The sequence below is a fragment of the Limnohabitans sp. T6-20 genome, from assembly GCF_003063505.1.
In the GTDB taxonomy this organism is placed as follows: domain Bacteria; phylum Pseudomonadota; class Gammaproteobacteria; order Burkholderiales; family Burkholderiaceae_C; genus Limnohabitans_A.
The window spans coordinates 140,344-156,437 of sequence record NZ_NERW01000002.1 but is presented as its reverse complement, the minus strand read 5'-3'; the positions used below and the strand labels follow the sequence as shown (position 1 = coordinate 156,437).

Sequence of the window (16,094 nt, the reverse complement as noted above, 5' to 3'; positions counted from 1 at the left end):
TATTGTCGCATTTTGGGCTGACAGGCCAAAAACCGGGTTTTGGACCTCAGGTTTTGGGCAGCGTGACACCGACCTGCCCCTGGTACTTGCCGCCCCGGTCTTTGTAGCTGGTTTCACACACTTCATCGCTTTCCAGGAACAAAACCTGGGCACACCCCTCACCGGCATAAATCTTGGCGGGCAGTGGCGTGGTGTTGCTGAATTCGAGGGTCACGTAGCCTTCCCACTCGGGCTCAAAGGGCGTCACGTTGACGATGATGCCGCAGCGGGCGTAAGTGCTTTTGCCCAGGCAAATGGTCAGCACATTGCGCGGAATGCGGAAATATTCCACCGTGCGGGCCAGTGCAAAACTGTTGGGCGGGATGATGCAAACATCGCCTTCAATGTCCACAAAACTGCGCTCATCGAAGTTTTTGGGGTCCACCACGGTGCTGTAAATGTTGGTGAACACCTTGAACTCGGGCGCGCAGCGGATGTCATAGCCATAGCTGCTGGTGCCGTAGCTCACGATTTTCTGGCCTGCGGCGTTCTGGCGAATTTGGCCGGGCTCAAACGGCTCGATCATGCCGTGCTGCTCTGCCATGCGGCGGATCCATTTGTCGCTCTTGATGCTCATGGTGTGCCTTTATGTCAATTCAGTTATTTTAGAGGCTCCCGCCGGGCCTGGACCAGACTGGCACCCAGCGCCACAAGCCGGGGCCAAGCCTGCAGGTTCAGCGGCTGATGCGCCCCACCACACCCTGCACCAGGTAATTCATGTTCAAGATCTGGGCATCGCTCAGGCTTTGCCCTGCGGGCAAAACCGCCTTGCCTTCGTTGTCGGTGATCGGGCCGGCGAATGGCAGCAATTTGCCCGCACCCACCGCTTTTTGCTTGGCTGCAATCTCATCCTGGACTTTTTTGGGCACCTTCGGGCCAAAGTCGCCCACGCGGATCATCCCTTCCTTCACCCCGCCCCACACGCTGCCCGAAGTCCAAGTACCCGCCATGGCCGCCTTCACGCGGGCGGTGTAATAGTCACCCCACTGGTGGGTTACGGCGATGATTTGGGCATCCGGCCCCACCCTGCGCATGTCCGAGTGGTAGGCCACGGCCATCTTGCCGCGCTCTTGCGCAGCCGCCATCACCGCAGTCGATCCGGTGTGGAACGCGATCACATCCACATCCTGATTGAACAAAGCCATGGCCGCTTCGCGCTCTTTCGGTGGATCAAACCAGGCGTTGAGCCAGACCACTTTGACTGTGGCTTTCGGATTGACCGAGCGCATGCCCAAGGTGAAGGCATTGATGCCTTGAAGCACCTCGGGGATCGGGAAACCCGCCACATAACCGGCCACGTTGGACTTCGTCATGCGTCCAGCGGCGATGCCCGCCAGGTAACGGCCTTCGTAATAACGGGCGTTCGATGCAGCCACATTGGGTGCCGTCTTGAACCCGGTGACCGATTCAAACTTCAAATTCGGAAACTCTTTGGCCACCTTGAGCGTGGGCTCCATGTAGCCAAAGCTGGGCGTGAAAATGATCTGATGGCCCTGCTGGGCCAGGTCGCGGATCACGCGCTCGGCGTCTGCGCCCTCGGGCACATCGGCCACAAAGGTGGTCTTGACTTGATCGCCCAAAGCCCGCTCGACCGCCTTGCGACCCTCGTCGTGCTGTTTGGTCCAGCCTGCCTCGGTGATGGGCGAGACATAGACAAAACCTGCCTTGATGGGCTCGGTGATTTTGGTGGGAGATTGCGCTGGAATTTGAGCCTGTGCGGCCGAAACAAAAAAGCAGGCGGCCACGAGCGTGGCAGCGAGGTTTTTATACATGGTAGTCCTCTACATGGCCCCGGTGATACACAAAACGAAGCCCGCCGGGGCAGCGGGCTTCGGGGTCGGATTTTATCAAGAGACCCGAGACCCTCAGTCCTGCTCCGAAAAGCCCTGAAAACAGGCTTTCAGCTCGTGCATCCAGCGGTGCTTGTCTTCCTCGGGCGCAAAGCTCGCTTCGATGCTGTTGGCGGCCAGCTTGTAGGCCTGCTGGGCGCTCAGGTGCAGGGCAGCAAAGGTCTGCAGGTAGTTCTCGTTCAGGTAGCCGCCAAAGTAGGCCGGGTCGTCCGAGTTGATGGTCACGCGCAGGCCCGCGTCCAGCATCTGGCCCAGGTTGTGGTCGGCAAGGGTCTTGAACACACACAATTTGTGGTTGGACAGCGGGCACACGGTGAGTGGCATTTGTGCATCGGCCAGCCGCTTCATGAGCGCAGCATCGTGGATGGCTTGCACACCGTGGTCGATGCGCTCGACCTTCAACACATCGAGTGCGCTCCAGATGTAAGCGGGCGGCCCCTCTTCGCCCGCATGGGCCACCACATGTAAACCCAACTCGCGGGCACGGGCAAACACGCGGGCAAACTTTTCGGGCGGGTGGCCCACTTCGCTCGAATCCAGCCCCACGCCAATGAAATGTTCACGCCAAGGCATGGCTTCTTCCAGCGTGGCCAAAGCGTCTTCTTCAGACAAGTGACGCAAGAAACACAAGATCAAATCGGCGCTGATGTTCAATCGTGTGCGCGCATCGCGGCAGGCACGGTGCAGGCCTTCGATGACCGCGCCCATGGCCACGCCGCGTTCAGTGTGGGTTTGCGGATCAAAAAACAGCTCGGCCCGCACGACGTGATCGGCAGCGGCTTTTTCAAAGTACGCCCAAGCCATGTCGTAAAAGTCCTGCTCGTGCAGCAGCACGCTGGCACCGGCGTAGTACAGGTCCAGAAAACTTTGCAGGTTGGTGAAGGCGTAGGCGCTGCGCAAGGCGGCCACATCGGCATAGGGCAGTTGCACGCCGTTGCGCTTGGCCAAAGCAAAGATCAGCTCGGGCTCCAAAGAGCCTTCGATGTGGATGTGCAGCTCTGCCTTGGGCATGACTCTCAGCAATTCGGGCAAGCGATGAGAAGCAATGCCGTGGACTTTGAACATTTCAATTTCCCCATGAAGACATGAGCCTTGATGTTAAGCCCGCAGAACGAAAAAAGGCTGCCCGAAAGCAGCCTTTTGAAAAGGTTTGAACGGCCAGAAGGCCGTTCATACAAGCGCTTACTTGCCGCCTGGAATCTTGCCTTCCACGCCCTTGACGTAGAAGTTGATGCCGCCCAAGAACTTGTCGTCCGCCACGGCGTCTTTGGCCAGCACTTCTTTGCCATCCTGACCCACGATCGGGCCTTTCCAGATTTCGAAAGTGCCGTCTTTCAGACCGGCTTTGACTTCTTCCAGTTTCTTTTTGGCATCTTCAGGCACGTCAGCGGCCACCGACACAAAGTCAATCGCGCCTTCTTTCACGCCCCACCAGCTTTGGCCGGTGGCCCACTTGCCTTCGAGGGCGTCACGTGTGGCCTTGATGTAGTAAGGGCCCCAGTTGATCACGGCCGAGCCCAGGTGGGCCTTGGGGCCGTAGGCGGTCATGTCCGAATCCCAGCCGAAGGCGCGCTTGCCCATCTTCTCGGCGGTCTGCAACACGGCAGGCGAGTCGGTGTTTTGCATCAGCACGTCAGCGCCGCCGTTGATCAGGGCGGTAGCGGCTTCGGTTTCCTTTGGTGGGTTGAACCAGTCATTCACCCAGACCACTTTGGTCTTGATCTTGGGGTTGACCGACTGAGCACCCAGCGTGAAGCTGTTGATGTTGCGGATCACTTCAGGGATTGGGATGGAACCGACCACACCCACGGTGTTGGTCTTGGTCATCTTGCCTGCGATCACGCCAGCCATGTACGCACCCTGGTAGGTGCGGCTGTCGTAAGTGCGCATGTTCTCGGCGGTTTTGTAGCCGGTGGCGTGCTCGAACTTGACGTCTTTCAGGTCCGCTGCGGCTTTGAGCATGGGCTCCATGTAGCCGAAGGTGGTGCCAAAAATCAGCTTGTTGCCTTGGCCGGCCATGTCGCGAATCACGCGCTCGGCGTCAGCGCTTTCGGGCACTTTTTCAACGAAGCTGGTGACGATCTTATCGCCGAACTCGGCTTCGAGGGCTTTGCGGCCGTTGTCGTGCGCAAAAGTCCAACCGCCGTCGCCCACAGGGCCAACATAAGCAAACGCGATCTTCAGGGGCTCGGCCTTGGCCGCAGCGGGCGCTTCGGCCTTGGGGGCTTCTTCTTTCTTGCCACAGCCGACCAGTGCGGCGGCAGCCACAGCGGTCAGGGCCACCATCTTGACGACGGTGCGCTTGGAGATGTCTGTCATGTCAGTTCCTTTTGTTATTGAACAGGGTTACAGGGGGGGTTGAAAAAACTCATTATGAACCGGGATGGAAAGTTTTCCCCAGCGACGCTGGCATGTTGATCCGGATCCAGGTCGGGTTGCGGGAAATCAAAGCCAGCACCACGATGGTCGAGACATACGGCAGCGCCGTGAGCAGCTGGCTGGAGACATCCACGCCTGCGCCTTGCAAGTGAAACTGCAACATGGTCACGCCACCGAACAGGTAAGCACCCAGCAAAACCCGTGCCGGTCGCCAGGTGGCGAAAGTGGTCAGCGCCAGCGCGATCCAGCCCTTACCGGCCACCATGCCCTCGACCCACAGCGGGGTGTAGACCACCGAGATGTAGGCCCCCGACAAGCCGCACAGCGCCCCGCCCACCACCACCGCCAGCAGGCGGATGCGGCGCACCGGATAGCCCAGCGCATGGGCTGACTCGGGCGATTCGCCCACCGAGCGCAGCACCAAACCGGGGCGGCTTCTGTACAAAAACCAGATCAGGCCCAAAACCAGTGCGATCGTGATGTAGCCCAGCGGGTGCTGACGGAAGAAGGCCGGACCCACCAGCGGAATGTCAGCCAGGAATGGAATGGCGTGCGAGGCCCGCTCGGGCAGCTTCTCCTGCACATAGCCAATGCCCGCAAAGGCCGAAAAACCCACGCCGAACAAACTAAGCGCCAAGCCGGTCGCGTATTGGTTGGTGCCCAGCCAAATGACCAGCCCACCAAAGATGGCGGCCAGCACAGCGCCCGCGCCCATGCCGGCGGCAAACCCGATCCAGTCGTTGCCGGTGTGGATCACGGCGGCAAACCCGGCGATGGCCGCGCACAGCATCATGCCCTCGGCCCCAAGGTTGAGCACCCCGGCTTTTTCATTGATGAGCAAACCCAAAGCGGCCAGCGCCAGCACGGTGCCCGCATTCAGCGTGGCGGCCACCAACAGTGCGTACGATTCCATCAGACTTTCCCTCCTTGGACCGCAGACTGGGCAGCGACCCAACGCAAGCGGTAGGCCACCAGCGTGTCACACGCCAGCAGGCAAAACAGCAGCAAGCCCTGAAACACGCCCGTGATCGACTTGGGCAGGCCCAGACGCGATTGCGCCAGCTCGCCGCCGATGTAAAACATGCTCATCAGCACCGCCGACAGCACCATACCCGCCGGGTGCAAGCGCCCGACAAAGGCCACGATGATGGCGGCAAATCCGTAGCCCGCAGGCACATAAGGCGTCAGCTGCCCAATCGGCCCCGCCACTTCCAGCGCGCCCGCCAAACCCGCCGCACCGCCCGAGGTGAGCAAAGCCACCCACAGCGCCTTGCGCGAAGAAAAGCCCGCATACCGCGCCGCATCCGGTGCCAGCCCGCCCACCTGCTGGGCAAAGCCCGCCCGGGTGCGGAACAAAAACACCCACAAGGCCCCCGCCGCCGCCAGCGCGATCAAGAGGCCCACGCTCACGCGCGAGCCGCTCATCAGGCGCGGGATCTGCGTCACGGCCTCAAAGGTTTTGGTCTGCGGAAAGTTGTAGCCCGCCGGGTCTTTCCAGGGGCCATAAACCAGATAGCTCAGCACCATGTCGGCCACATAGACCAGCATCAGGCTGACCAAAATTTCGCTGGCGTTGAAGCGGTCGCGCAACAAAGCCGTCAGGCCCGCCCACAGCATGCCGCCCAGCACACCCGCTGCGATGATGGCCAGCACCACCCAGCGGCCCGTGTCTTTGCCCGCCAGCATGGCCACGCCCCCGGCGCACACCGCGCCAATGACAAACTGGCCCTCGGCCCCAATGTTCCACACATTGGAGCGAAAGCACACCGCCAGCCCCAGCGCGATCAGCAAGAGCGGCGTGGCCTTGACCATCAGCTCACCCAGGGCATAGCCCGATTTGATCGGCTCCCAGAAAAACATCTGTAAGGCACGAACCGGGTCTTTGCCGAGTGCAATGAACAAAATCACACCCAACACCACGGTGAGCACCAGGGCCAGCACCGGTGAGGCATAGGTCCACAGGCGCGAAGCCTGAGGACGGGCTTCAAGCTTGAGCATGTTGCACTCCTTGTGCCATCTCGGACGCGTCAGGCCACAGGCCGCTCATCCATTCACCAATCCGCTCCACCGTGGCCTCGGCCCGGGGCAACGAGGGCGACAGGCGGCCCTTGGCGATCACATGCAATCGATCGGAAATTTCAAACAATTCTTCCAGCTCCTCACTCACCACCAGCACCGCGCAACCCGCGTCGCGCAGCGCCAATATCTCGGCGCGAATCTGCGCCGCTGCACCCACATCCACACCCCAGGTGGGTTGCGAAACGATCAGCAGCTTCGGGGCCGCGCTGATCTCGCGCCCCACAATGAACTTTTGCAAATTGCCGCCCGACAGCGAACGCGCTGCGGCATCGGGCCCCGAGGCCTTGACCTTGAAGCGCCCGATGATGCTGCGCGCCTGATCGGCCAGTGCGCCCATGCGGATCCAGCCGCCCGCGCCCAGCGCCTCGCTGCGCGTGAGCAACAGGTTGTGCGCCAGGCTCATGGACGGCACCGCCCCCCGGCCCAAGCGCTCTTCGGGCACAAAGTGCAGGCCCAGGCTGCGCCGCGCACGCGGGGCCCAGTGGCCCACACCCTGCCCCGCCAGCGTGATGGCCGCCGCAGGCGCACGGGTGTCTTCGCCCGACAAGGCCCACATCAGTTCGCGCTGACCATTGCCCGAGACCCCGGCCAGGCCCACGACCTCGCCGCTGCGCACTTGCAGGTCGATGCCTTGCAGGTCCACACCAAACGGGTCTTGCTTGTGCAGTTGCAGGCCCTTGACCGACAACACCACCTCGCCCGGCGTGCGGGGGGTGGGGGCCAGCGCAGGCGGCTCGGCCCCGATCATCAGGCGGCTCAGGCTGGCGTTGGTCTCTTCACGCGGGTCGCACACACCGGTGACTTTGCCGCCACGCAGCACGGTGCAGGCGCTGCACAGGGCGCGAATCTCGTGCAACTTGTGTGAGATGTACAAAATGCTCACGCCCTGGCTGACCAGTTTGTGCAGGACCACAAAGAGTTTCTCAACCGCTTGCGGCGTCAGCACCGAGGTCGGTTCGTCCAGAATCAGCAGTTGCGGCTCCGACAGCAGCGCCCGGATGATCTCGACGCGCTGCATCTCGCCCACGCTCAGCGTGTGCACCGGGCGGGCGGCTTCGATGTTGAGGCCGTATTCGGCCGCTTTGGCCTCGATGCGGCGCGTCACCTCGGCCAGGCTCAGGGTTTTGTCCAGACCCAGCCAGACGTTTTCGGCCACGGTGAGCGTGTCAAACAGGCTGAAATGCTGAAACACCATGCTGATGCCCAGCTTGCGCGCTTCTTGCGGGTTGCGGATGCTGACCGGCTGGCCTTTGAAAAATACCTGGCCCTCGTCGGGCTTGACCGAGCCATAAATGATTTTCATCAGCGTGGATTTGCCTGCGCCGTTTTCGCCCAGCACGGCATGCGCCTGGCCGGGCATCACGGTGAGCGACACGCCCTGGTTGGCCACCACGCCGGGATAGCGTTTGGTGATGCCCTGCAAAGACAAAAGGGGGGTGGTCATGTCGGGTGCGATGGAGGAACTGAATAAGTCTCTTGCAAAGTCTGTGCCTGAAGCGTTGGCACCCCCCTTGCAAGCCAGGAGATTGCCGCACAATGTACCACTGCAAACACCCCCTTTTCCCGGGTGTTTATCCCCGTATTCACCCCTGATTGCCCGACAACCGCCCCATGCCCCACGACGCCCAACTGACCGAACGCCAAGGCTGGCGAGCCAGCTTGCTGTGGTTTGCCGACCCGGCCCAGCCGAAAGCCCGCCACGAAGCCGACGGCCTGCTGGTCACTGCCCGCGAGTCCGACGGCATCGTGCGCATCCAAGCCATCGGTCCCTACCGCGACCTCGCGCCGCACTACCCCGACCTGCCCGTCACCCACTGGCCCGGCCTGTGCATCGCGCCGGGCTTTGTCGATTTGCACATCCACTACCCGCAAACCGATGTGATCGGCTCACCCGCCGACGGCCTGCTGCCCTGGCTGGAGCACTACACCTTTCCGCACGAAAAGCAGTTTGCCGACCCGGCTTATGCGACCGAGGTCACGGGCTTTTTTCTGGATGAACTGATGCGCCACGGCGTGACCACCGCGCTGTGCTTTGCCACGGCACACCCCGAATCGGTGGATACCTTCATGAGCGTGGCGCAAAAGCGCCGCCTGCGCATGATCACCGGCAAAGTGCTGCAAGACCGCCACAGCCCCGACGGCCTGCGCGACACCGATACCGACTTGAGCTTGCGCCAGACGGAAGACCTGATCCGCCGCTGGCACGGTGTAGACCGCCTGGGCTACGCCATCACGCCGCGCTTTGCCCCCACCAGCACACAGGCGCAATTGCACGGCGCGGGCGAGATCGCTCAGCAATTCCCCGATGTGTGGGTGCAGTCGCATGTGGCCGAAAACCTGGACGAAATCCGTTGGGTGCATGAACTGTTCCCTGAGGCGCGCAGCTATCTGGACGTGTACGACCGCGCAGGCCTCTTGCGCCAACGCTCGGTCTACGCGCATTGCATTTACCTGGACGAGACTGATCGCCGGCGCATGGCCGAAGTCGGCGCGACCGCGGCCGTGAGCCCCACCAGCAACCTGTTTTTGGGCAGTGGCTTTTTTGACTATGTGGCATCCGATGCGGCAGGTCTGCACTATGGCCTGGCCAGCGATGTGGGCGGCGGCACCAGCTTCAGCCCCTTTCACACCATGCACGCGGCCTACACTGTGGCACGGCAGAGTGTGGGCCGCCCGGGCATCAGCCTGACTCCCGAGCACCTGTGGTGGCAACACACAGCGGGTGCAGCCGCTGCACTCGACTTGAGCGGGCAAGTGGGCAACCTGCTGCCCGGCTGCGAAGCCGACTTTGTGGTGCTCAACCCCAAAGCCACGCCCCTGCTGGCACGCCGCAGCGCACAAACCGAAACCCTGGCGGAGTGGCTGTTTGCCATGATCGTGCTGGGCGACGAGCGCCTGATTGCACACACGGTGGTGCAAGGGCAAGCCGTGAACGTCGATCGGTAGGTCGGCGCTGACCGACAATTGGACATGACCGAAGGCAACGAGCACCCCATCATCGACCCCTACCAGGCCCAGCGCGCTTCCGTGCGCCGGGGCATTGCGCAATTTCAGGAACGCCTGCAAGCGGCAGGCCACGACTTCAGGGAACCACCACCCGAGCCCACATCGTGTTGCGGACGCGGCTGCAACGGCTGCGTGTGGGAGAGCTACGACGCAGCGCTGATGTTTTGGTACGAGGATGCAGGTGCTTTGTTGGCGGGGTAAAGCATGGCTTGCAGCCGAGTCTGCACGTCACAGCCCCAGACACGCCAACCCAACAGTCTGGAAATCGCCCCCTGAATGCGACGCGCTGTGAGGGGCGGCGAAACAAGTCAAACCTCAGTGGCTGTGCCGATGGTGAATGTCCGGAAAATGCGGATGTTTGTGCGACATGGCTTGGTGAACATGCCAGTGGCTGTGCGGCTGCGCGCCATCCCAAGCAACGTCATGCGCATGTTGATGGTGTTCGTCATGCCGGTGCTGATGCATGTGTTCTAGCGGCTCGTGGGTGTGTTCATGCTCATGCCGCTCGCTCAGGTGCAACCAGACGCCAAGCCCCATCAAAACACAGGCCAACCAAGACAAGGGCGATGTTGCTTCACCCCAAAAGAGCACCGCCACAGCCGCCCCCATGAACGGCGCCGTTGAAAAATAGGCCCCTGTGCGTGCGGCGCCCAAGCCACGCAAAGCCAACACAAACAAGACCAGACTGAGGCCATAACCGACCAACCCGACCAACAAGGTCACCGAGAGCGTGGCCGCGTCGGGCAAGGCCAAGCCAATCGCCAGCGCGATCGTGGTGTTGACCCCGCCCGCCATCAAGCCTTTGGTGCTCGCGATGAACAAGGCATCGGACGCAGAGACTTTGCGGGTCAGGTTGTTGTCGATGGCCCAACACAAACACGCCAAGGCGATGGCGGCGGGCCCCATCCAGTGCGCTGAGCCCATCTGCCCAAGAGGCCACGACAACACCAACCCGCCTGAGACGATGGCCAACATGCCCAACACCACGCGCCGATCGGCGTTTTCCTTGAAAGCCAGCCAGGCCAGCACCGCCGTGAGTACGGATTCGAGGTTCAACAAAAGAGAGGCCACCGAACCACTGGTGTAGGTCAGGCCGACCATCAGCGCCACCGGACCCAACACGCCACCAAACACAATGGCCCCCAAAAGCCATGGCCATTCGTGCACCAAGAGCCCTGAGGTCTTCCAACCTCGGTCACGCACCAGCCTGATGACAGCCAGACCCAGGCCGCTGCCCAGATACAACAGCCCGCCCAACAAAAGCGGAGAGATTTCTCCAACCAGCAGTTTGGCAACCGGTGTGCTGACACCAAACAAAGCGGCAGCGCTCAGGGCAAATAAAACACTGTGGCGCATGAACCGATCCTCAGTTGCTGTGTCAGATACCAAACCGGGCACCAGCGCCCAGCAGCGTCGCCACACCCAAAATGGCAAAGACACCTGCAGCAATCGAGTGCACGAGTTTCATTGGAATCTTGTTGGCCAGTTTGTCACCCACAAAGACCGCAGGCACGTCGGCAATCAGCATGCCCAGTGTGGTGCCGATCACCACCATCACGGGGGATGCGTAGTGTGCCGCCATGGCCACCGTGGCGATCTGTGTCTTGTCGCCCATTTCAGCCAAAAAGAAGGTGATCAGCGTGGCACCGAAAACACCGAAGCGCTTGGCCACCTGGGTTTCATCTTCTTCGATTTCATCGGGGATCATCGTCCAGATGGCCATGCCGATGAAAGAAGCACCCAACACCCACCGCAGCACTTCGGGACTGATGGCAGAGGTGATCCAGGCACCCAAAGCACCGGCCAAACCGTGGTTGACGATGGTGGCCGCCAGAATGCCGGCGATGATGGGAAGGGGTTTTTTGAAGCGCGCTGCGAGGATGAACGCGAGAAGCTGGGTTTTGTCGCCAATTTCAGCGAGTGCCACAACGCCAGTTGAGACGAGAAGGGATTCCATGAAGACTCCAAGGCCGGATCAAAAAAACGAATGACCACGACGCATCTCCGGCCTGAACGGAGGCATCATGGTCAAAGGTCTTGCCAGGCACGGTGCTGCTTGCGCCATGGTCCAAAAAGACCAAGTATGTTGACGCAAGCCTCTTGGGTGAAAGAGCGGCTACTCCCCAGTGACGGCGGCGATCTTATCATGCGCGTGTGCCCCAAAAGGGCCAACACGCCAGCGATCAAACCCTGTTCAGGTCAGCCCAAACAGCATTCAATTCAGTCAACGATGTGGGCCGCACCAGCCGGGCAATTTCCTGGCCGTCGCGCAAGAAAACCAGCGTGGGCCAAAGTTTGACGCGAAAAGAACGCCCCAGCGCACGGCCCGAGCCGTCTTCCACCTTGAGGTGTTGCCATTGGGGGTGGTCTGCCAGCCCTTGGTTCACGACAGGCTGGGCAGCGCGGCAATGGCCGCACCAATTGGTGCCAAATTCGAGCAGGGTCAAGCCACGCAAAGCGTCCACATCGGCGCGGCTGGGGGCTTCAATTTCACTGAGGTAAGGGGCTGGCATGTTGAACTGACAAAGCGTTGATCCGCAATGGTATTGCAAGCTTGGCTTGGGTCAGCGTCGCCCCGGTTTGCAAAATGCGGTCAGACCCCAGCCAAATCGCGCAGGGCTTGCGGATTGGGCAAACCCAGCACACGCCCACCACCACTGATGAGCTGCCGCTCACGCAAATGGCGCAGCACCCGCGAAAAAGTTTCTGGCGCAATACCCAATTGGGCCGCGATGGTGCGTTTGCGTTCACGCAAGGTGACGGCCAGACCACCGGCCAGCGCATTGGTCTCGGCATGACGCAGCAACCATTCAGCGCAGCGCGCATCGGCGTCCTTGGCCAGGCGGCTCACACCCAGCTCGGTTTGTTGGCGCTGCGAGCGCGCCATGTCCATCAACAGGTTTTGCGAAGCCTCAGGCAAGGCTTTTACTTGGGCCACGAAGTCGGGCACGCTGACATATTGCAGCTGCACAGGTGTTTCGGCCACAGCGTCTAACGCGTGCGGCAAGCCCAACAAGCCCGAAGCGGCCTCCAGCCAAAAAGGCCCTTCGACCACACCCAATTGGTGGGTTATTTCACCTTGCGTCATCACCCCCAAAACCACCCGACCCTGCATCACGTGCACGATGCGGTCGACCGAATCGCCACGGCGCAACAAGACGGTACCGGCCTCCTGACAGGCAGCGGCTTCGGACAAAAGGGGCAAAGAAGTATCCAACATGATGGCCCTGAATGTGCCAGAGCACAGGGCCTGCAGGTTTGACGCACATCAATACCCCGCTTGCCTTCACGCGACTTGTGGCGGTCGTCCGATTTTCCTCAAATCAGACCACCAAAATCGCCCTGAAATCATTCACATTGGTGTGCGTGGGGCCCGTGATGACCAGATCACCCAAGGGTTCAAAAAAGCCATAAGCATCGTTGCGCTGCAAATGTTCGTCCACCTTATGACCCAGCGCGGCTGCCCGCGCCAGAGTGTCGGGCGTCACTTGCGCACCCGCGTTGTCTTCGATGCCGTCGATGCCATCGGTGTCAGCGGCCAAAGCCCACACACCTTGCTGGCCTTGCAGGGCCTGGGCCAGGCCCATGCAAAACTCACCCGCCCGACCGCCGCGTCCACGTGGCGTGCCCGCAGGCTGGGGTTTGATGGTCACGGTGGTTTCACCACCGCTCAAAATCACGCAAGGCTTTTGAAATGGCCCCTGCCCTTTGGCTGCCGTCCGCGCGAGTGCGGCGTGCACCTTGCCCACCTCGCGCGACTCGCCCTCGATCTCGTCGCTCAAGATGTAGGCGTTCAAGCCTTGGGCCCGGGCTGCCTCGGCCGCTGCTTCCAGCGACTGCTGGGGCGTGGCGATCATGTGCAGGGCATGGCCCGCAAACACGGGCGAGCCGGGTTTGGGCGTTTCCCATGTACCTGCCTGCAAAGCTTGTAACACATCGGGCGGCACAGCAATCGCGTAGCATTGCAAGATGGCCAGCGCGTCGGCGCAGGTGGTGGCGTCGGCCACCGTGGGGCCGCTGGCGATGATGGACGGGTCATCGCCCGTCACATCGCTGATGGTGAGAGTGACCACCCGAGCCGGCGCGCAAGCTGCCGCCAGACGCCCGCCCTTGATGCGCGAAAGGTGTTTGCGCAGGCAATTCATCTCGGCAATGTTGGCTCCGCTGGCCAGCAGCTGGCGGTTGATGTCTTGCTTGAGTTGCAGGCTGATGCCCTCTGCAGGCAAAGTCAGCAGCGACGAGCCGCCGCCCGAAATCAGGCAAAGCACCAGGTCATCGGCTGTCAGGCCTTTTGTCAATTCCAAAATCCGCTCGGCCGCTTGCAGACCCGCCGCATCGGGCACCGGGTGCGAAGCCTCCACCACCTCGATGCGCTCGGACAAACCCGCTGGACGTGGCGGCGTGTGGCCATAGCGCGTGACCACCAGACCCGACAGCGGCGCGTCTTTGGGCCACCAAGCCTCTACCGCCTGCGCCATCGCCCCGCCCGCTTTGCCAGCGCCCAGCACCAAGGTGCGGCCTTTCGGTGGCGGGGGCAAATGGGCGGCCGTGTTGTGCAGAGGCAACGCCCGCTGCACGGCCACGTTGTAGAGCTGGCGCAACAAAGCCAAGGCTTGTGCGGTGCTGACGGATTCGGTCTGAAACGCTGTGGTCATGTCTGAGGGCAGTTAGAAGGGGTTGGAGACAAGTGGTCGCCGTGAACGAATAAAAACACTCGCCTGACTGTACCTGCTCAAGCGCCAAGAGTGCGTCAACTCGGGCACAATCACGCCCGGATCGGGTGCCTGTCACCCACCCCCAGCACAGCCCGGTACGCTCGGCAGCGCGGTGCTCGCCCTCCCCGCTTTGTGCGGACATCAGGGGATTCGGCCGCGACTTGTTTCACCCCTAGCCCAGGACAAGTCCATGACCACGCTGCTGATCCACCGCGCCCGCTGCATCGCCACACAAGACGATACGAACACAGAACTTAATGACGCCTCGCTGCTGATCCGCGACGGCCGCATCGAGCGGATCATTCCCACCACTGAAAACACCGATGAACTGGTCAAGCAGGTGGATGAAGTGATCGACGCCCGCCGCCATGTGGTGGTGCCGGGCCTGATCAACACCCACCACCACATGTACCAATCGCTCACGCGGGCGATCCCCGGGGTGCAAAACGCCGAGCTGTTTTCTTGGCTCCAAGGCCTGTACCCCATCTGGGTGGGCCTGACACCCGAGATGGTGCGTGTCTCTGGCCAGGTGGCCATGGCCGAGCTGCTGTTAAGTGGTTGCACCACCAGCAGTGACCACCTTTACATCTACCCCAACGGCGTGCGGCTAGACGACAGCATTGAAGCCGCGCGCACCATGGGCATGCGCTTCACGGCCACTCGCGGCAGCATGAGCGTGGGGCAGTCGCAAGGCGGCCTGCCGCCCGACAGCGTGGTCGAAAAAGAACCCGCCATTTTAAAAGAAACCCAGCGCCTGATAGAACGGTGGCACGACGCCAGCTACGGCGCGATGACGCATGTGGCCGTGGCGCCCTGTTCACCCTTCAGCGTGAGCCAGGACCTGATGCGCGAATCGGCAAAACTAGCCCGCGCCCACGGCGTGCGGCTGCACACCCACTTGGCCGAAAACGACCACGACATCGCTTACACCCGCGAGAAGTTCAACTGCACGCCCGCGCAATACGCTGAGGACCTGGGCTGGGTGGGCCACGACGTGTGGCACGCGCACGGCGTGAAGCTGGACGACGAAGGCACGTATTTGTTTGCCCGCACGCGCACTGGCATCGCCCACTGCCCGTGCAGCAACATGCGCTTGGCCAGCGGCATCTTGCCCCTGCGCAAAATGCTCGACGCCGGCGTGCCCATTGGCTTGGGCGTCGACGGCAGCGCCAGCAACGATGCGGCGCACCTGCTGAACGAAGCCCGCCAAGCCATGCTGCTGGCCCGTGTGGGCAGGGCGATGGAACCACCGCGCGTCGAAGACGGGCGTACCGTGTACGGCTGTGACCACGGCCCCGCCGAGATGACACCCCGCGACGCCCTGCGCCTGGCCACACGCGGCGGCGCCGAAGTGCTGGGCCGCGCCCACGAGCTGGGGCAGATCAAAGAGGGTTATTGCGCCGACATCGCGATGTTCCGCACCGACACGCTCAGCATGGCGGGCGGCGCGGTGCACGACCCGGTGGGCTCGCTCTTGCTTTGCGCCAGCGACAACGCCGACTACACCATCGTCAACGGGCGCGTGGTGGTGCGCCAGGGCGAGATCGCGACGGTGGACATGGGGCCGCTGATCGAGCGGCACAACCAGCTGGCGATGCAGCTGGCTTTGGGGGCGAAGTGACTACCTTGATGCGAGTCACAACTGTTGAGACTCGCCATCCTTCAGACCCTTGCATACACTGAGCCCATGATCCAAGGCCTCGTCCAACTCTTCATCTTCCAAGCCCTGGGCGAGCTGCTCTCCAAGTTCGCCCTGCCCTTCATCCCCGGCCCGGTGCTGGGTCTGGTGCTGTTGATGGCGTTTTTGGGGCTGCGTGGCCATGTGCCAGCCTCTATGGACATGGTGGGTAGCAGCATCTTGCAGCACTTGGGGCTGCTCTTCATTCCGGCATCAGTGGGCGTGGTGCTTTATTTTCCAGTGCTGCGGGCCAATGCCTGGGCCATCAGCGCGGCGCTGGTGATCAGTGTGCTGGCCACGGTGGCGGTGACAGCACTTGTGCTCAAGCTGCTGGCCCCCAAGGACTGA

General features: G+C 61.9%; 16 protein-coding genes and 1 riboswitch. Of the genes, 4 read left to right on the top strand and 12 right to left on the bottom strand.

Translation table 11 applies throughout. The annotated features are described in order from the left end of the window. Positions 1–46: 46 nt before the first annotated feature. The 7 genes from dcd to B9Z33_RS06955 all read right to left on the bottom strand — a co-directional run bounded on the left by dcd (position 47) and on the right by B9Z33_RS06955 (position 7,791). On the bottom strand, positions 47–616 hold the full coding sequence (dcd, locus tag B9Z33_RS06985) for a dCTP deaminase (RefSeq protein WP_019425458.1): 570 nt from the start codon (positions 614–616) through the stop codon (positions 47–49). A gap of 97 nt (positions 617–713) precedes the next feature. Continuing rightward, complete coding sequence (locus B9Z33_RS06980) at positions 714–1,811, bottom strand: BMP family ABC transporter substrate-binding protein (protein WP_108286322.1); 1,098 nt, start codon at positions 1,809–1,811, stop codon at positions 714–716. Between the two features lie 93 nt (positions 1,812–1,904). Next, positions 1,905–2,954, bottom strand: a complete 1,050-nt coding sequence (locus B9Z33_RS06975) for an adenosine deaminase (RefSeq protein WP_108286321.1) — start codon at positions 2,952–2,954, stop codon at positions 1,905–1,907. A 117-nt stretch (positions 2,955–3,071) separates the two neighbouring features. Continuing rightward, positions 3,072–4,208, bottom strand: coding sequence for a BMP family ABC transporter substrate-binding protein (locus B9Z33_RS06970; RefSeq protein WP_108286320.1), 1,137 nt, complete (start codon positions 4,206–4,208; stop codon positions 3,072–3,074). 52 nt (positions 4,209–4,260) lie between these two features. Further along, entirely contained in the window at positions 4,261–5,181 is a 921-nt protein-coding gene (locus B9Z33_RS06965) for an ABC transporter permease (protein WP_108286319.1), read from the bottom strand. Continuing rightward, positions 5,181–6,266, bottom strand: a complete 1,086-nt coding sequence (locus B9Z33_RS06960; protein WP_108286318.1) for an ABC transporter permease — start codon at positions 6,264–6,266, stop codon at positions 5,181–5,183. The genes B9Z33_RS06965 and B9Z33_RS06960 overlap by 1 nt, the downstream gene beginning before the upstream one ends. After that, on the bottom strand, positions 6,253–7,791 hold the full coding sequence (locus tag B9Z33_RS06955) for an ABC transporter ATP-binding protein (protein WP_108286317.1): 1,539 nt from the start codon (positions 7,789–7,791) through the stop codon (positions 6,253–6,255). Before B9Z33_RS06955 ends, B9Z33_RS06960 begins: the two co-directional genes overlap by 14 nt. A gap of 167 nt (positions 7,792–7,958) precedes the next feature. On the opposite strand from B9Z33_RS06955, the gene guaD reads away from it, so the two are divergent. Together guaD and B9Z33_RS06945 are read left to right on the top strand one after the other, a co-directional pair. Then, positions 7,959–9,293, top strand: coding sequence for a guanine deaminase (gene guaD / locus B9Z33_RS06950; protein WP_108287034.1), 1,335 nt, complete (start codon positions 7,959–7,961; stop codon positions 9,291–9,293). Between the two features lie 24 nt (positions 9,294–9,317). Further along, positions 9,318–9,554, top strand: a complete 237-nt coding sequence (locus tag B9Z33_RS06945) for an oxidoreductase-like domain-containing protein (protein WP_199220309.1) — start codon at positions 9,318–9,320, stop codon at positions 9,552–9,554. A gap of 114 nt (positions 9,555–9,668) precedes the next feature. On the opposite strand, the gene B9Z33_RS06940 is transcribed toward B9Z33_RS06945, so the two are convergent. The 5 genes from B9Z33_RS06940 to B9Z33_RS06920 form a co-directional block, all read right to left on the bottom strand. Then, on the bottom strand, positions 9,669–10,709 hold the full coding sequence (locus B9Z33_RS06940; protein ID WP_108286316.1) for a DMT family transporter: 1,041 nt from the start codon (positions 10,707–10,709) through the stop codon (positions 9,669–9,671). Between the two features lie 22 nt (positions 10,710–10,731). Beyond that, the gene (locus tag B9Z33_RS06935; RefSeq protein WP_108286315.1) at positions 10,732–11,310 is read right to left on the bottom strand and encodes a TMEM165/GDT1 family protein; all 579 of its coding nucleotides are present in this window, start codon (positions 11,308–11,310) and stop codon (positions 10,732–10,734) included. Position 11,311: 1 nt separating this feature from the next. Further along, positions 11,312–11,490: riboswitch (yybP-ykoY riboswitch) on the bottom strand. Between the two features lie 46 nt (positions 11,491–11,536). Beyond that, on the bottom strand, positions 11,537–11,866 hold the full coding sequence (locus tag B9Z33_RS06930) for a thioredoxin family protein (RefSeq protein ID WP_108286314.1): 330 nt from the start codon (positions 11,864–11,866) through the stop codon (positions 11,537–11,539). Between the two features lie 80 nt (positions 11,867–11,946). Beyond that, positions 11,947–12,573 carry a Crp/Fnr family transcriptional regulator gene (locus tag B9Z33_RS06925; protein WP_108286313.1) on the bottom strand — a complete coding sequence of 209 codons (627 nt, stop codon included), beginning with the start codon at positions 12,571–12,573 and terminating at the stop codon, positions 11,947–11,949. Positions 12,574–12,676: 103 nt separating this feature from the next. Continuing rightward, entirely contained in the window at positions 12,677–14,008 is a 1,332-nt protein-coding gene (locus tag B9Z33_RS06920) for a glycerate kinase (protein ID WP_233252759.1), read from the bottom strand. A 250-nt stretch (positions 14,009–14,258) separates the two neighbouring features. On the opposite strand from B9Z33_RS06920, the gene B9Z33_RS06915 reads away from it, so the two are divergent. Then, positions 14,259–15,689, top strand: a complete 1,431-nt coding sequence (locus tag B9Z33_RS06915) for an 8-oxoguanine deaminase (protein WP_108286312.1) — start codon at positions 14,259–14,261, stop codon at positions 15,687–15,689. A 66-nt stretch (positions 15,690–15,755) separates the two neighbouring features. Then, positions 15,756–16,094, top strand: a complete 339-nt coding sequence (locus B9Z33_RS06910) for a CidA/LrgA family protein (protein ID WP_108286311.1) — start codon at positions 15,756–15,758, stop codon at positions 16,092–16,094.

Excerpts from the sequence above, each read along its gene's own strand:
- dcd (WP_019425458.1), bottom strand. The coding sequence starts at position 616 with ATGAGCATCAAGAGCGACAAATGGATCCGCCGCATGGCAGAGCAGCAC.
- B9Z33_RS06980 (WP_108286322.1), bottom strand. The coding sequence starts at position 1,811 with ATGTATAAAAACCTCGCTGCCACGCTCGTGGCCGCCTGCTTTTTTGTT.
- B9Z33_RS06975 (WP_108286321.1), bottom strand. The coding sequence starts at position 2,954 with ATGTTCAAAGTCCACGGCATTGCTTCTCATCGCTTGCCCGAATTGCTG.
- B9Z33_RS06970 (WP_108286320.1), bottom strand. The coding sequence starts at position 4,208 with ATGACAGACATCTCCAAGCGCACCGTCGTCAAGATGGTGGCCCTGACC.
- B9Z33_RS06965 (WP_108286319.1), bottom strand. The coding sequence starts at position 5,181 with ATGGAATCGTACGCACTGTTGGTGGCCGCCACGCTGAATGCGGGCACC.
- B9Z33_RS06960 (WP_108286318.1), bottom strand. The coding sequence starts at position 6,266 with ATGCTCAAGCTTGAAGCCCGTCCTCAGGCTTCGCGCCTGTGGACCTAT.
- B9Z33_RS06955 (WP_108286317.1), bottom strand. The coding sequence starts at position 7,791 with ATGACCACCCCCCTTTTGTCTTTGCAGGGCATCACCAAACGCTATCCC.
- guaD (WP_108287034.1), top strand. The coding sequence starts at position 7,959 with ATGCCCCACGACGCCCAACTGACCGAACGCCAAGGCTGGCGAGCCAGC.
- B9Z33_RS06945 (WP_199220309.1), top strand. The coding sequence starts at position 9,318 with ATGACCGAAGGCAACGAGCACCCCATCATCGACCCCTACCAGGCCCAG.
- B9Z33_RS06940 (WP_108286316.1), bottom strand. The coding sequence starts at position 10,709 with ATGCGCCACAGTGTTTTATTTGCCCTGAGCGCTGCCGCTTTGTTTGGT.
- B9Z33_RS06935 (WP_108286315.1), bottom strand. The coding sequence starts at position 11,310 with ATGGAATCCCTTCTCGTCTCAACTGGCGTTGTGGCACTCGCTGAAATT.
- B9Z33_RS06930 (WP_108286314.1), bottom strand. The coding sequence starts at position 11,866 with ATGCCAGCCCCTTACCTCAGTGAAATTGAAGCCCCCAGCCGCGCCGAT.
- B9Z33_RS06925 (WP_108286313.1), bottom strand. The coding sequence starts at position 12,573 with ATGTTGGATACTTCTTTGCCCCTTTTGTCCGAAGCCGCTGCCTGTCAG.
- B9Z33_RS06920 (WP_233252759.1), bottom strand. The coding sequence starts at position 14,008 with ATGACCACAGCGTTTCAGACCGAATCCGTCAGCACCGCACAAGCCTTG.
- B9Z33_RS06915 (WP_108286312.1), top strand. The coding sequence starts at position 14,259 with ATGACCACGCTGCTGATCCACCGCGCCCGCTGCATCGCCACACAAGAC.
- B9Z33_RS06910 (WP_108286311.1), top strand. The coding sequence starts at position 15,756 with ATGATCCAAGGCCTCGTCCAACTCTTCATCTTCCAAGCCCTGGGCGAG.